Origin of the sequence: Nocardioides palaemonis (genome assembly GCF_018275325.1) — a bacterium.
In the GTDB taxonomy this organism is placed as follows: Bacteria; Actinomycetota; Actinomycetes; order Propionibacteriales; family Nocardioidaceae; genus Nocardioides; species Nocardioides palaemonis.
In genome coordinates, this window is record NZ_JAGVQR010000003.1 from 516,331 (window position 1) to 530,836 (window position 14,506).

Consider the following 14,506-nt stretch of genomic DNA (forward strand, 5'->3'; position numbering starts at 1 on the left):
ACTACTGCACGCTGAAGCGCGAGGAGACGACGGCGTGGTCGGTCGTGCGGCGGACCTGGGCGCCCTGGTTGACCTCGGTGGTGTCGAACCTGCCGCCCTTGCCGAAGATCCAGTCGACGCGCATCGCCTTGGGCAGCTGGCACGCCTTGCCGGCCGAGCGACCGCCGACCGCGGCGGCCATGTCGGTCGGGCAGGCGATCCGGCGGAACGCCTTGGCGTGCTCGTTGAGGTCACCGGTCACCAGGATCGGCAGGCCGTCGCCGTTCAGCTTCTTGACCACCTGCTTGATGATCTCCATGCCCTTGTCACGGTCGGCCTGCATCTTGCCGGGCGACAGGTGCGCGTTGATCCAGTAGACCTCCTGGCCCGTGGACGTGTTGCGCAGCCGCACGAGGGCCTGGGGACGCGAGGACCCCATGAACGGCATCTGCACCGTGTTGCCCCAGACGAACGACCACTCGGAGTCCTTCCACATCACCGACTGGGGTGCGGCGTCGTAGCCCATGGTGTTGCCGGGGTAGAAGGAGAAGTCGCCGTTGGTCGCCACGTCGAGCGCGGTGATCTGGTCCGGCTGCGGCTCCGACAGCCCCACGAGGGTGGCGCCCCGCTGGCTGATCAGCGTCTTGGCCCACTCCGCGCGGACCCGGCCGGGGGCGAAGTTCGGACGAGCGCCGCCCGGCGCGGTGTGCTGGCTGCCGAGGACGTTGAACGTCATCACCTGCACCGCGGTCGAGCCGCGCTTCGCCCGACCATTGGTCCTCGGACGCGAGGAGATGGCCTTCTGGGCGACCTTGCTGGCCGACCACTGCTTGACCTGCTTGGTGGTGACGGCCGTGCCCGGACCCCACGAGGGGGCCGCCTCGGCCGGCATCCGCGGCGCCACGATGGTGCCGTCGCCGAGCTGGCCGGCGTCGTTGGCGCCCCAGCACCCGGCGCCCTCGGCGCACAGGTGCAGCCAGCCGCCGGTCACGGGACCGGTGGCCGAGAGGCCGGAGCCGACCGGCGTCGCCGACCCGGAGCCCGAGGCGGCCGGGCCGAGCTGGCCGTAGCGGTTGTCGCCCCAGCACACGACCGCGGAGTCGGACCGCGTGCCGCACGTGGCGGTGACGGCCGTGCCGACCGAGGTGAAGCTGCCGCCGCTGACCTGGACCGGCTTGGCGGAGTTCGTACGGGTGCCGTTGCCGAGCTCTCCGTTGGCGTTCTCGCCCCAGCACCACGCGTCACCGCCGGCGGTGACGCCGCAGCTGCGGCCCCACGTGGTCGAGACCTGCACCAGCTGGAGCCCGCCGCCGACCGCGGTCGGGGCGCTGCGGTTGGTGATGGTGCCGTCGCCGACCTGGCCGAAGGCGTTGTCACCCCAGCAGAACGCGGTGCCGGACGTGGTGGTGCCGCAGGAGTGCCAGCCGCCGGCCGACACGGACGTCCACTGCACGGTCCCGAGGACGCGGACCGGGCCGTTGCTGCGCGTGGTCTGGTTGCCGGCGCCGAGCTGGCCGCGCTGGTTCTGTCCCCAGCACCACGCCGAGCCGTCGGTCTGGGTGGCGCACGCGTGCTGCCACGAGGCCGACACGTCGCGCCAGGTGGTGCCGGTGCCGACCTGGCGCGGCAGGATCGAGGTGGCCTTGTCGGCGCCGCCGAGCTGGCCGAAGTTGTTCAGGCCCCAGCACCACAGGGTGCCGTCGGTCTTGACGCCGCAGGTGAAGCTGCCGCCCGTGGCGACCTTCGCCCACCCCGCACCGCCCGCGACCTGGACCGGGTTGATCCGCAGGGTCGTCGTGCCGTCGCCGAGCTGGCCGAAGTCGTTGCGCCCCTGGCACCACAGCGTGGTGTCGGCGCGTACGCCGCACGACGACTGGCCGCCGGCGGCCGAGCCGCCCGACGGCGCACGGACGTTGACGAGCACGCTCGCGGTCCGCGCGGAGGTCGCCGGCGAGACGCCCGCGACGGTGAACCGCAGCTCGTAGATGCCGGCGGCGTCGATCCGGCCGGTGAGGGCGCCGGTGTCGCTGAGGGTGAGACCCGCCGGGACGGAGACGGGCGTGAAGCGCGCGGCCTGTCCGGTCGGCGAGCCACCCTGCACGGCGACCTGGGTCGCGATCGGCTCGCCGATGCCGGCGACGACCTGCTCGGTCGACACCACCGGCCACAGCGAGACCTGGTCGAAGGCGCGGCTCGCGGCGGTGCGCATCGCGGCACGCGACTTCTTCGAGGCGTAGGAGAGGGAGAGGCCGAGCGCCTTGCGCGCCGCGGTCTTGCCCGGGTTGCAGACCAGGTCGCCCTTGTGGCACACCGAGATCACGCGGAACGTGCCGGTGGCGGCGGGGACGTCGCCCGCCGAGCGGGTGAAGCGGGTCAGGATGCCCTCCGAGGCGCGCCCGGCGCCCGGGTTGCCGAGCGGGCGGCCCGCGGACGACTTCTTGGTGCGGGCTGGGTCGGAGATCGTCACGACCGCGGGGACCCCACCGAGGGAGTCGCGCTTGTCGAGGTCCTGGGCGACCTGGTGGGCCACCGCGGCGCCCTGGGCGTAACCAACGAGCAGCACCTGCTGCTCGGGGCAGGCCGACAGCTGCCGGTTGACCTGCTTGCGGGTCGCCTTGATGCCCGAGCGGACCGGCTTCTTCCAGCGCGTGAGACCAGCGCGCGAGACCGCCCCCGCAGCGGGCCCGCGCTTCGTACGCAGCGTCACGACCGCGCCGGGGGTCTTCAGCCGCACACGCTTGAGCGTGACGGTGCGTCCCTGACGCTTCGCCTTCTTCTCCACCTTGTTGGTGATGGCGGAGACCACCTGGCCGGGCTTGCCGCCCTTGCCCTGCCCGTTGCCGTCGATCGCGACCACCAGCAGGTCGGTGCAGGCACCGCTGCGGCGCGCCTGGGCGGCGGCCGGGACGAGGTCGCCCGAGGCGGTGGCGTCAGCCGGGGCCGGCGACTGCTGGCCGTTGGCCGCGAGCAGCAGGCCGGCGACGAGGCCGACCGAGGCGATGCGGGCGATGCGCGACGACGACGCCACCGCGAACCCGGCTGGTGGAGAGTCCTCGCGGATTCTTCGGGACCGGGTTCGCAGCAGCGTCATGTCAGTTCTCCTCCTTGATGAGGGCGTAGGGGTCGACACCGCGCTTGCGGGCGCGGGCCTCGACCTGGGCGTCGTACTGGTCCTGCGCGGCCGCGCGGGCCTCGTAGGTGTCCATCGCGCCGACCGCGAACCGACCGGTCGGGGCGGCGACGTTGTTGCCGGGGTGCTCGGGGCCCCACGCGGCGGGACGGTGGGTGAACATGTAGTCGATCCACTGCATGTACTTGTTGGTGACCCACTTCTTGTTGACCACGCCGACGACCTCGTCGCTGGCCAGGGCGACCGACGTCCAGTTGGCCGAGCCGTTCCAGACCATCCGGGCGCCGGGGTTGCCGCCGTAGTAGCCGGAGATGGCCATCGACTTCATGTGGACGTAGCGGTCGTAGAGCCCGTCCTCGTTGTTGTCGTAGGCGAGGTGGGTCAGCGGCACCTTGGCAGCGCGCAGGATCCGCAGCACCTCGCCGCCGAACATGGCGTAGACGAGGCGGATGTTGCAGCCCGAGCGCTGGAGCTGGGCGATCTTGCGGGCCAGCGCGAGGCCGCGGTCGCCGTACATCGCGGTCTGGGCGATGCGGATGCGGGTGGTGCCGTTCTTGTTGGTCGTGGCGCCCTTGCAGGTGACCTGGTTGAGGACGTCCATGATCGGGTCGTTGCCCGCGTTCTTGCCGACGTAGGGGTAGAAGGCGGTGGCGACGGCGCCGTCGTCGTAGTAGCCGGTGTAGGCGTTCTTGATCGGCTTGTCCTTGACCATCTCGTCGAAGACCGACAGGAACTGGTCGTAGCGCGCCTCGTCGTTCTTCATCGTGAACAGGTCGTTCCACTGGATCGTGGCGCCGAGCTCGGTGGCGTTGTAGGAGCCGTACATGGTCACCCAGCGCACGGTCTTGACCTTCTTGCCCTTCTTGGTCTTCACCTTGTTGAAGAGGAAGAACTTCGAGTGCGGGATGCCGTGCTTGCCGCGGCACGAGCCGATGCAGCGCCGCAGGAAGCTCTTCTTCTCCTTGGCGCGGTCCTTGTTGCCGACCCGCAGCGCCGCCTTGAGGCGCGCGGCGTCGACGTTGGGGTTGTTCGGGTTCCAGTTGGCGCGGTCCATCACGACCTGCACGCTGACGTTGCGGCGGTGGGCGCGGATGAGGGAGTTGGTGATGGCGGCGCTGCGCACGTTCCACGCGGAGATGCGGATCTTGCCGCCGCGCGGGACCGAGTCGACGGTCCGGTTGACCTGGCTGATCAGCCGGCGCACCGCGGACTTGCTGCCGTAGGGGTTGTTGAAGGCCGGCCCGGCCTTGGGCACGTACTTGTCCGGCGTCCCCTTCGCCGAGGCCGGAGCCCCGGTGAGCGTCACGGCGACCAGGGCGGTCGCGACGAGCATGATGATCTTGCGCACGGCAGTTCCCCACATGGTGTGTGTCACGGGCGCGGCGCGGCCTGCGTGGGCATGCCGGGGCGCTCCCCGTGACGATTGGTTGTCGACTGTATCTCAGTTTTCACATCAGTCACACCAGTCACACAGCGGGTTTGTGGCTGGATCGTGACCGAACGACCGTCCCGGACGGGACGGGTCAGGCCCCGCAGGAGGCCAGGGCCTTCTGGAAGTCCTTGTTGCGACGCAACGGTACGTCGGACTCGTTCACGACCTCACCCTTGGCCGCGTAGAAGGTGGTGCCGAAGGTCACCAGCTGCTGGTCGGAGGAGCAGCGGTAGACCATCGCCTGGACCCACCTGCCCTTCTCGGCGTCCTGGCAGCCCTGGTAGTTCTGGGGCAGGGTCTGGCCCGCGACCCACACGCTCGCGCAGTCCGGTCCCGGCGCCTCGGAGGAGGTCTCGGACGGGCTCTCGGACGGGCTCTCGCTGGTGCTGGTGCTCGGGTCCTGCGACGGGTCGGCGGCCGCGTCGGGCTCCTGGTCACCGCAGGCGGTGAGCGCGAGGCCGACGAGCGCGAGTGCGGCGATGAGTGGTGCTCGGCTGGTGCGTGTCATGGCTGGTCCCCCGGGTCGACGACACTGGCATCCGCGTGGATGAAGTAGTGGTCACTGGCTCTGGCCAGCGTAGACCCGTCCTGCATGTAGCCCGAGAACCCGACGCCGGCACCACCGGAACCGCCGCCCATGATCCAGTCGACCCGCAGCGGGGGCGGCGGGAGCGTGCAGCCCGCGCCGCCGCCGTTGGCGCCGAGAAAGCCGGTGGCCTGGCAGACCTTGTAGAAGAACTCCTCGTGCTCGTTGACGTCGCCGCCGATGATCACGGGCTTGCCCGACTCGGCCATCAGCCGCTGCATCAGCGAGATCGCGATGGCGGTGCCGGAGTCGCGCTCCCCCTCGAGGTTGCCGGCCGAGGTGTGGATGGAGATGACCCAGAACTCCGCGCCGGTCTGCAGGTCGCGCAGCAGCACGTAGGGCATCGGGATCGCCTGGCTGGCGAAGGTGAAGGTGACGGAGCCACCGTCGACCATCTCGAAGCGCGATGAGCGCCAGGCGATCTGGAGCCGCTGGCCGTTGTTGCCGAGCGACTGCTGGGGCCAGATCGAGTAGCCGCCGAGGCGGGCGTTCAGCACGCCGAGCTGGTCGTCCTGGACCTCGGAGAGGGTCACCACGTCGACACCGCGCGACATGATGATGCCGGCGCTGATCGCTGCGCGCTCGGTGCCGGGGCCGTAGCCACCGGGGCCGGCCGTGTGCTGGCTGCCGAGGATGTTGAGGGCGCCGACGCGGAAGTTCGACGTCTTCTGCATCGCGGCCAGGCGGGCCTCGCGGCGCGCCGCGATGCGCAGCTTCTTCGCCTTCAGCCTCGCCGCCCGGGCGCGGGCCTTCGCCCTCACCTCGCGCTCGTGGAGCGTGCTGACCGCCTCGCGGGCGGCGGCGTTGTCCATCGGCACCGCGCGGCGGACACCGACCTTGCCCAGCCCGGCCACGCGGTCGGGGCGGGTGCGGGCGCGCGACGCCTGCGGCGTGTGGGTCGCGGCGATCTCGGCCGCGGCGATGCTGGTCGTCCCGCTCACGTCCTGGGTGTCGTCACCCCCGGACGGGACGAGGAAGAGCGACGCCACCAGCGCCCCGGTCGCCACGCAGGCGGGGACGAGGAGGCGCCAGGTCGACCACGCCGCACCGGCCTGGCGCGGCGGCGTCGCCCGGCGTCGGGCAGCGCGGTGGGAGGACACGGAGGAGGGGGACCCTTCGACGTCGACAGCGTGAGCGAGGCCCCTGGGGGCGTGCGGGGCCGGATCGAGGGTAACCCATCAGCGGCCCCGCCCTCATGTCTTCGGCGGAACCGGCCCACCGCCCCGGCGGCCACGCCGACGGAGCGGACCGCACGCTAACGTTGCGGCCGTGAGCACCACGCCGACCCGCGTCTTCGTGGCCCGGCTCGTCGGACTGCCGATCTTCGACCCCCAGGGCGACCAGGTGGCCAAGGTCCGCGACCTGGTCGTCGCGATCCGCACCGAGACGAGCCAGCCGCGCGTGCTCGGCATGGTCGCCGAGGTCTTCGGCCGGCGCCGCATCTTCGTGCCGATGACGCGCATCACCAACATCGACAGCGGGCAGGTCCACACGACCGGCCTGCTCAACATGCGTCGCTTCGAGCAGCGCTCGACCGAGACCCTCGTGATGGGCCAGGTGCTCGACCGGACCGTCACCATCCACGACCCGGGCAAGGACGCCGACGTCACCGGCGTGGTCTACGACGTGGCGATGGAGCAGGCCCGCAACCGGGACTGGGTGCTGTCGCGCGTGGCGGTGCAGGAGCCGAGCAAGGGCTTCCGGCGGCGTGGCCAGACCCACGTCGTCGAGTGGCGCGACGTCGTCGGGCTCACCCGCCCCGAGCCCACCCAGGGGGCGACCCACCTCATCGCCGCGCTCAACGACATGCGGCCGGCCGACGCGGCCAACATGATCCACGACCTCCCACCGGAGCGGCGTACGGCCGTGGTCGCGGCGCTCGACGACGAGCGGCTGGCCGACGTGCTCGAGGAACTGCCGGAGGAGGACCAGGTCGAGATCCTCGAGCACCTCGACTCCGAGCGCGCGGCCGACGTGCTGGAGGAGATGTCCGCCGACGACGCCGCCGACCTGATCGCCGACCTCAACCCCGAGACCGCGGCGACCCTGCTGGGCCTGATGGAGCCCGACGAGGCCGAGGACGTGCGGCGGCTGATGTCCTACGACGACGACACCGCCGGCGCGATGATGACGCCCGAGCCCATCATCCTGTCCCCCGACGCCACCATCGCGGACGCGCTGGCGCACGTGCGCAACCCCGAGCTCACCCCGGCGCTCGCGGCGCTGGTCTACGTCTGCCGTCAGCCCCTCGAGACGCCGACGGGCAAGCTGCTCGGGGCGGCCCACATCCAGCGCCTGCTCAGGGAGCCGCCCTCGACCCTCGTCGCGGCCGCGCTCGACGAGTCCATGGACCCGCTGCGTCCCGACGCGTCGATGGACGAGGTCGCCGCCCACCTCGCGACCTACAACCTCGTGGCCGCGCCCGTCGTCGACGACGAGGGCCGGCTGATCGGCGCCGTGACCGTCGACGACCTGCTCGACCACATGCTCCCCGAGGGATGGCGTGACCGCGCCCCGCGTCCCGGACCGATCACCGGCGCCCGGTCCGGGGGTGCGCGATGAGCGAGAGCCGCCGCACCCGCCTCGACACGCCTCGCGACACCCGCCGCCAGATCGTGCGCCGTCCGGCCCTCGACGCCGACGCGTTCGGCGTCTTCGCCGAGTCGTTCGCGCGCTACATGGGCACCGCGAAGTTCCTGCTGTGGATGACGCTCTTCGTGTCGGCGTGGATCGTGTGGAACGTCCTCGCGCCGCGCGAGCTGCGCTTCGACGAGTTCCCCTTCATCTTCCTGACCCTGATGCTCAGCCTCCAGGCGTCCTACGCCGCACCGCTGATCCTGCTGGCGCAGAACCGCCAGGAGCAGCGCGACAAGGTGGTCGCCGAGCAGGACCGCCAGGCCAACGCGCGGGCGCACGCCGACATGGAGTTCCTGGCCCGCGAGGTCGCCTCGCTGCGCATGTCGGTCGGCGAGGTCGCCACGCGCGACTTCCTCCGCTCGGAGCTGCGCGGACTGCTCGGCGACATCGAGCAGCTCGCGCGTCCCGACGCCCCGGACGAGCAGGGGCTGCAGGAGCCACGGCCGGCGCCGTGACCTCGCGGGGCGGCTCGTAGACTGGGGCATCATGAGCACCCCCACGCAGCAGCAGGTGACGGACGCGCTGGCCACCGTCAACGACCCGGAGATCAAGCGCCCCATCACCGAGCTCGGGATGGTGGACTCGGTCGAGGTCGCCGACGACGGCGCCGTCGCGGTGCACGTGCTGCTCACCGTCGCCGGGTGCCCGCTCAAGGACACCATCAACCGCGACGTGACGGCCGCGGTGTCGGCGGTCCCGGGTGTCACGTCGGTCGACCTGACCCTCGGGGTGATGACCGCCGAGCAGCGCGCGGGCCTCAAGGAGGTCCTCAGCGACGGGCGCGCCCAGCGCGAGATCCCCTTCGGGCAGCCGGGCTCGCTCACCAAGGTCTACGCGATCGCCAGCGGCAAGGGCGGCGTCGGCAAGTCGTCGGTCACGGTCAACCTCGCCCTCGCGCTCGCCGCGCAGGGCCTCAAGGTCGGCATCGTGGACGCCGACATCTACGGCCACTCCGTCCCGGCCATGCTCGGCATCGCCGACGCCCGGCCGACGCAGGTCGACGACCTGATCATGCCGGTGCCCACCGCCAGCGGCGTCTCGGTGATCTCGATCGGCATGCTCAAGCCGCGTCGCGACCAGGTCGTCGCCTGGCGCGGCCCGATGCTCGACCGGGCCCTCGTCCAGATGCTCGCCGACGTCTACTGGGGCGACCTCGACGCCCTGCTCCTCGACCTCCCGCCCGGCACCGGCGACGTCGCGATCTCCCTCGGCCAGCACCTGCCGAGCGCCGAGGTCGTGGTCGTGACCACCCCGCAGGAGGCCGCCGCCGAGGTCGCCGAGCGCGCCGGCACGATGGCCTCGATGATGCACCAGCGGGTCGTCGGCGTCGTGGAGAACATGAGCTACCTCCCCTGCCCGCACTGCCCGCCCGAGGACGACCACCGCCTCGAGGTGTTCGGCAGCGGTGGCGGCGACCGGGTCGCGGCCACCTTGTCCGAGCGCTTCGGCTACGACGTGCCGGTCCTCGCGCGGATCCCGCTCGACGTCTCGCTCCGCGAGGGCGGCGACGTCGGCAAGCCGATCGTCGAGGCCGACCCCACCGCCCCCGCGGCGCGTGAGCTGGCCGGCGTCGCCAGCACCCTGTCGGGCCGCGGACGAGGCCTGGCGGGCATGCAGCTGGGCCTCACCCCGGCGAACCGGTTCTGACCTCCGCGGGCGCCCGGTAGGTTCTGCGTCATGTTCGACATCGGGTTCATGGAGCTGGCCGTGATCGCCCTCGTGGCCGTCGTGGTGCTCGGACCCGACAAGCTGCCCGACCTCGCCCGGCAGGCCGCCCAGCTGCTCCATCGCGCCCGGGGCCTGGCCCACAACGCCCGCGACGAGCTGCGCAACGAGCTCGGCCCGGAGTACTCCGACCTCCAGCTGCGCGACCTCGACCCGCGCACGATCGTGCGCAAGCACATCACCGAGGCGATGGCCGAGGTGGACCGCGAGGAGGCCGAGCGCGCGGCGCGTCGGTCCCAGCTCCCGGAGGGCCAGGTCCCGCCCTACGACGTCGAGGCGACCTGACCCGGCGACGCCCCTACTCCTCGCGGCTCTGCACGGCCACCAGGCCGGCGTAGGGCACCAGGAGCGGCGCTCCGGCGTCCACCGCCCCGGGCTCGACGTCGGGCCGGCACTCGAGGAAGTCGTCCGCGACGCGCTCGACCCGACCGGCGTGCCACGCACCGTCGGCCAGGTGGAGCACGCAGCGTGACCCCGACTCCGACAGCCGGCGCAGTGCCGCACGCAGGCTGAGCCGGTCCACCGGCGACCACGCCACCTCCGGGACGGAGCGCGACGACGCGCCGTGCACCGCGACCACGTGGCGCAGCGGCACGATCCAGTCCTGCCCGCGACCGCCCAGCAGGCACCAGGACTCCCCCACCCGCTCCAGACGTCCCTCGACCCGTCCGACGTGCGGCAGGTCGAGGCGCACCTCCCCGCCCCGCGAGGCCATCAGCCGGCTGGCCAGCGTCACCGAGGCGTACTCCGCCCGGGCCCGGTCCGCGAGCTCCGCCTCGCGGTCGGCCTCCCACAGCGCGGCGGCCTGCCCCTCGAGGTCGTCGAACAGCGCGAACAGCTCGTGCTCCCAGGACATGGGCGCGAGCCTACGACCCCGGCTGTGGAGAAAGCGTTGACACCTGCCGCAAATGTTCGTTTGATGATGCAAACGGACGCAAACGAAAGGTTCGAGATGTCTCGGGGGATCACGACGGTGCGCGCCGGCCTTGTCTGGCTGCTGGCCAGCGCGGTGGCGGCCGGCGCGGTGCGGGCGGCCGAGGGGCTGGTGCGCGATGCCGCACCGCCCGGCACCGGCGCCGCGGGGGTGTCCGCGGTCCTGGTCGCGCTCTGCGCGGTGGTGCTGGCCCTGGCGCTGGTGCGGATCTGGCTGGTCACCACGGTCACCGTCGCAGAGGTGGTCGCCGGGTCGGCGCGCGCCGTGCGCGGGCACCCCGGGACCACCCGGCGCCTGGTCCTGCTCGCGTGCGGGGTGGCGGTCTCCGCCGGCGTGGCCACCCCCGCCGCGGCGGCCGGCGACGACGGGCGCGAGGTCGTCGCCGGCCTCGCGCTGCCGGAGCGGCCGGTCGCGGGGGCACCCGCCTCCACGCAGCCGCCCGGGCAACCGTCCACGCCTGCGGCCGCCCCCGCCGAGGACTACGTCGTGCAGCCGGGCGACTCGCTGTGGTCGATCGCCCTCGCCCACCCCGCCGACGCCGCGCCCGCGGACACCGACACCGACGCGCGCTGGCGTGCCCTCTGGCGCGCGAACCGCGCCGTCGTCGGCGACGACCCCGACCTGATCCACCCCGGGCAGGCACTCCGCCTGCCCGCGGCCAGCCCCGACAGCACCGAGCGCACCCAGCAGGACGGAGACCGACGATGACCAGCCCGCAGCCCAGCCGAGCCGAGGTGATCGCGCTGCGCGCGACCGGACGCCCCACCGTCCCGGTGGCGAGCGTCCAGGGGTCGCTCGCCCTCGACCTCACCCCGCGCAGCGCCCCGCCGCGACCCCGCCTGCGCAGCGCGCGCACCAACGACCTCGTGGTCGTGGCGACCGCGACCCGCGCGCAGGTCGACGCGTTCGTCGGGCGCTACCTCCAGGCGGCCGTCGAGGTGGCGGCCGGCGACCGTCCGGTCACCCAGGTGCTGCGGCACACGGTGCCGGAGGTCTACGACCGGCTGGCCGAGCGCGCTCGCGCCGTCGCGACCGTCGCCGGACCCGCGCAGGGCGTGGTCCGCTCGCCCAATCCCGCCCGCCCGGTCGTGGTCGGGGTCCGGACCGCCCTCATCCGCGACGACGCGGTCGAGGCCAGCGCCCACGTGCGCTACGGACGGCGCTCCCGAGCGGTCGCCGCACGCTTCGAGCTCGTGCGGGACCGCTGGCAGTGCGTCGCTCTCGTGTGGGGCTGAGCCGCCTCAGCCGCCCATGGTGGCGCGGCCGGTGGCCCCGCCCGGCGCCCCGTGGCACCGCTTGAACTTCTGGCCCGAGCCGCACGGGCACAGCGAGTTGCGACCCACGCCGGCGAACTCGTCGTCCTCGGCGGGTGCCGCGGTGACCACCTCGGCCTCGCCGTCCTCCGACGGCGCGCTGTAGGACAGGTTCTGGGGGCGCTTCGGCTTGTCGAGCCCCTTGGCCCGGATGGTCGGTCCCTGCGCCTGCTGCGGCTCGCCGTCGGCGCCCGGGGCGTGCGCGGCAGCCTGGGCGAAGTCGATCTGCGGCGTCGCCACCGAGATCTGCGGGGCCGGGGCCTGCTCCTCCTCGTCGACCTCGACCTGGAGGTTGAACAGGAAGCCGACCGACTCCTCCTTGATGCCGTCCATCATGGCGGCGAACATGTCGAAGCCCTCGCGCTGGTACTCCACGAGCGGGTCGCGCTGGGAGTAGGCACGCAGGTAGATGCCCTCGCGGAGGTAGTCCATCTCGTAGAGGTGCTCGCGCCACTTGCGGTCGAGGACCGACAGGACGACGCGACGCTCGAGCTCGCGCTGCACCTCCTCGCCCATCTCGGCCTCGCGGCGGTCGTAGGCCTCCTGCGCGTCCTTCTGCAGGTCCTCGACGAGCTTCTCGCGGCTGATGTTGGCCAGTCCCCCGGCCTCCTTGACGATCCCGTCCTGGGTGAGGCCGACCGGGTAGAGCTGGTTGAGCGCGGTGAAGAGGCCCTCGAGGTCCCAGTCCTCGGCGTAGCCCTCGGTGGTGCCGCGGACGTAGCCGGCGACCACGTCGTCGATGAAGCCGCGGATCTGCTCACCGAGGTCGGCGCCCTCGAGCACGCGGCGGCGCTCGGCGTAGATGACCTCGCGCTGGCGGCTCATCACGTCGTCGTACTTCAGGACGTTCTTGCGCGACTCGAAGTTCTGCGACTCGATGTTGGCCTGGGCGCCGGCGATCGCGTTGCTCACGCGCTTGGCGTCGATCGGCACGTCGTCGGGGACCTTGAGGACGGTCAGGATCCGGTCGACCCACTCGGACTTGAACAGCCGCATCATCTCGTCCTGCAGCGACAGGTAGAACCGGGACTCGCCCGGGTCGCCCTGACGGCCGGAGCGACCGCGCAGCTGGTTGTCGATGCGGCGCGACTCGTGGCGCTCGGTGCCGACGACGTAGAGCCCGCCGAGCTCGCGGACCTCGTCGTGCTCGGCCGCGACCTGGGCCTTGATCCGCTCGACCATGGCCGGCCAGGCGGCGTCGTAGTCCTCGGGCGCCTCGACCGGGTCGAGGCCCTGCTTGCGCAGCTCCTGGTCGGCCAGGAAGTCCACGGATCCGCCGAGCATGATGTCGGTGCCTCGACCGGCCATGTTGGTGGCGACGGTGACCGCGCCCTTGTGACCGGCCAGCGCCACGACCTTCGCCTCGTCGGCGTGCTGCTTGGCGTTGAGGACGGTGTGCGGGATGCCGCGCTTCTTGAGCAGGTTGGAGAGGTACTCCGACTTCTCGACCGACACGGTGCCGATCAGGATCGGCTGGCCGAGGTCGTGGCGCTCGGCGATGTCGTCGGCCACGGCCTCGTACTTCGCCTCCTCGGTGCGGTAGACCAGGTCGACGTTGTCGATGCGCTGCATCGGCCGATTGGTCGGGATCGGGACCACGCCGAGCTTGTAGATCTTGTCGAACTCGGAGGCCTCGGTCATGGCCGTGCCGGTCATGCCGGACAGCTTCTCGTAGAGGCGGAAGTAGTTCTGCAGGGTGATCGTGGCGAGGGTCTGGTACTCCTCGCGGACGGTCACGCCCTCCTTGGCCTCGATGGCCTGGTGCAGGCCGTCGTTGTAGCGGCGACCGGCCAGGATGCGGCCGGTGTGCTCGTCGACGATGAGCACCTCGCCGTCCATGACGACGTACTCCTTGTCGTTGCGGAACAGCTCCTTGGCCTTGATGGAGTTGTTCAGGAACGAGATGAGCGGGGTGTTGACCGAGTCGTAGAGGTTGTCGATCCCGAGGTGGTCCTCGACCTTGGTGATGCCGGGCTCGAGCACCGAGATCGTGCGCTTCTTCTCGTCGACCTCGTAGTCGGTGTCCTTGACCAGGGTCCGCGTGAGCTTCGCGAACTCGGCGTACCACTTGACCTCGTCCTGGGTCGGGCCGCTGATGATGAGCGGGGTCCGGGCCTCGTCGATGAGGATCGAGTCGACCTCGTCGACGATCGCGAAGTTGTGGCCGCGCTGGACGCACTCTTCGACCGAGTCGGCCATGTTGTCGCGGAGGTAGTCGAAGCCGAGCTCGTTGTTGGTGCCGTAGGTGATGTCGCAGGCGTAGGCCTCGCGGCGCTCGGCAGGTCGCATCGACGGGAGGATCACGCCGGTGGTGAGGCCGAGGAAGTGGTGCACGCGGCCCATCTGCTCGGACTGGAACTTCGCGAGGTAGTCGTTGACCGTCACCACGTGCACGCCCTTGCCGGCGAGCGCGTTGAGGTAGGACGGGAGCACTGCGACGAGGGTCTTGCCCTCACCGGTCTTCATCTCGGCGATGTTGCCGAGGTGGAGCGCGGCGGCGCCCATGACCTGCACGTCGAACGGACGCATGCCGAGCACGCGCTTGCTCGCCTCGCGGACGGTGGCGAACGCCTCGGGCATGATCGCGTCGAGGGTCTCGCCGTCCTCGAGCCGCTGGCGGAACTCCGCGGTCATGCCACGCAGCTCGTCGTCGCTCATCGCGACGAAGTCGTCCTCGATGGCGTTGACGGCCTTGGAGATGGCCTCGAGCTCGCGGAGGATCTTCCCCTCGCCGATGCGGAGCAACTTGTCGATGATGGCAGGCACGAGT

General features: G+C 71.8%; 12 protein-coding genes. 6 read left to right on the plus strand and 6 right to left on the minus strand.

What is annotated here, in order from left to right:
- Window position 1: 1 nt before the first annotated feature.
- The 4 genes from KDN32_RS14855 to KDN32_RS14870 all read right to left on the minus strand — a co-directional run bounded on the left by KDN32_RS14855 (window position 2) and on the right by KDN32_RS14870 (window position 6,227).
- Window positions 2-3,070 (minus strand): RCC1 domain-containing protein, encoded by a 3,069-nt coding sequence (locus tag KDN32_RS14855; protein WP_211733013.1) that lies wholly within the window; start codon window positions 3,068-3,070, stop codon window positions 2-4.
- 1 nt (window position 3,071) lies between these two features.
- Entirely contained in the window at window positions 3,072-4,457 is a 1,386-nt protein-coding gene (locus KDN32_RS14860; protein ID WP_211733014.1) for a phospholipase D-like domain-containing protein, read from the minus strand.
- A gap of 175 nt (window positions 4,458-4,632) precedes the next feature.
- Window positions 4,633-5,049 (minus strand): hypothetical protein, encoded by a 417-nt coding sequence (locus tag KDN32_RS14865; protein WP_211733015.1) that lies wholly within the window; start codon window positions 5,047-5,049, stop codon window positions 4,633-4,635.
- Window positions 5,046-6,227 (minus strand): exonuclease/endonuclease/phosphatase family protein, encoded by a 1,182-nt coding sequence (locus KDN32_RS14870; protein WP_211733016.1) that lies wholly within the window; start codon window positions 6,225-6,227, stop codon window positions 5,046-5,048. Before KDN32_RS14870 ends, KDN32_RS14865 begins: the two co-directional genes overlap by 4 nt.
- Before the next feature lie 169 nt (window positions 6,228-6,396).
- Between KDN32_RS14870 and KDN32_RS14875 the strand changes: the two genes are divergently transcribed.
- The 4 genes from KDN32_RS14875 to KDN32_RS14890 are packed head-to-tail and all read left to right on the plus strand — an operon-like array spanning window position 6,397 to window position 9,774.
- Complete coding sequence (locus KDN32_RS14875) at window positions 6,397-7,689, plus strand: magnesium transporter MgtE N-terminal domain-containing protein (protein ID WP_211733017.1); 1,293 nt, start codon at window positions 6,397-6,399, stop codon at window positions 7,687-7,689.
- Entirely contained in the window at window positions 7,686-8,219 is a 534-nt protein-coding gene (locus KDN32_RS14880; RefSeq protein ID WP_211733018.1) for a DUF1003 domain-containing protein, read from the plus strand. Before KDN32_RS14875 ends, KDN32_RS14880 begins: the two co-directional genes overlap by 4 nt.
- A gap of 31 nt (window positions 8,220-8,250) precedes the next feature.
- A complete protein-coding gene (locus KDN32_RS14885) occupies window positions 8,251-9,411 on the plus strand; it encodes an Mrp/NBP35 family ATP-binding protein (protein WP_211733019.1) in 1,161 nt (386 codons plus the stop codon).
- A gap of 30 nt (window positions 9,412-9,441) precedes the next feature.
- A complete protein-coding gene (locus KDN32_RS14890; protein ID WP_211733020.1) occupies window positions 9,442-9,774 on the plus strand; it encodes a sec-independent translocase in 333 nt (110 codons plus the stop codon).
- A gap of 13 nt (window positions 9,775-9,787) precedes the next feature.
- Here KDN32_RS14890 and KDN32_RS14895 read toward each other — a convergent pair whose 3' ends face one another.
- Window positions 9,788-10,345, minus strand: a complete 558-nt coding sequence (locus KDN32_RS14895; protein WP_211733021.1) for a hypothetical protein — start codon at window positions 10,343-10,345, stop codon at window positions 9,788-9,790.
- 96 nt (window positions 10,346-10,441) lie between these two features.
- On the opposite strand from KDN32_RS14895, the gene KDN32_RS14900 reads away from it, so the two are divergent.
- Both KDN32_RS14900 and KDN32_RS14905 read left to right on the plus strand, forming a co-directional pair.
- Window positions 10,442-11,131, plus strand: a complete 690-nt coding sequence (locus tag KDN32_RS14900) for a LysM peptidoglycan-binding domain-containing protein (RefSeq protein ID WP_211733022.1) — start codon at window positions 10,442-10,444, stop codon at window positions 11,129-11,131.
- Window positions 11,128-11,658, plus strand: coding sequence for an Rv3235 family protein (locus KDN32_RS14905; RefSeq protein WP_211733023.1), 531 nt, complete (start codon window positions 11,128-11,130; stop codon window positions 11,656-11,658). The genes KDN32_RS14900 and KDN32_RS14905 overlap by 4 nt, the downstream gene beginning before the upstream one ends.
- Before the next feature lie 6 nt (window positions 11,659-11,664).
- Here KDN32_RS14905 and secA read toward each other — a convergent pair whose 3' ends face one another.
- Window positions 11,665-14,502, minus strand: coding sequence for a preprotein translocase subunit SecA (secA, locus tag KDN32_RS14910; protein ID WP_211733024.1), 2,838 nt, complete (start codon window positions 14,500-14,502; stop codon window positions 11,665-11,667).
- Between the last annotated feature and the right edge of the window lie 4 nt (window positions 14,503-14,506).

Excerpts from the sequence above, each read along its gene's own strand:
- KDN32_RS14855 (WP_211733013.1), bottom strand. The coding sequence starts at position 3,070 with ATGACGCTGCTGCGAACCCGGTCCCGAAGAATCCGCGAGGACTCTCCA.
- KDN32_RS14865 (WP_211733015.1), bottom strand. The coding sequence starts at position 5,049 with ATGACACGCACCAGCCGAGCACCACTCATCGCCGCACTCGCGCTCGTC.
- KDN32_RS14880 (WP_211733018.1), top strand. The coding sequence starts at position 7,686 with ATGAGCGAGAGCCGCCGCACCCGCCTCGACACGCCTCGCGACACCCGC.
- KDN32_RS14885 (WP_211733019.1), top strand. The coding sequence starts at position 8,251 with ATGAGCACCCCCACGCAGCAGCAGGTGACGGACGCGCTGGCCACCGTC.
- KDN32_RS14890 (WP_211733020.1), top strand. The coding sequence starts at position 9,442 with ATGTTCGACATCGGGTTCATGGAGCTGGCCGTGATCGCCCTCGTGGCC.
- KDN32_RS14895 (WP_211733021.1), bottom strand. The coding sequence starts at position 10,345 with ATGTCCTGGGAGCACGAGCTGTTCGCGCTGTTCGACGACCTCGAGGGG.
- KDN32_RS14900 (WP_211733022.1), top strand. The coding sequence starts at position 10,442 with ATGTCTCGGGGGATCACGACGGTGCGCGCCGGCCTTGTCTGGCTGCTG.
- KDN32_RS14905 (WP_211733023.1), top strand. The coding sequence starts at position 11,128 with ATGACCAGCCCGCAGCCCAGCCGAGCCGAGGTGATCGCGCTGCGCGCG.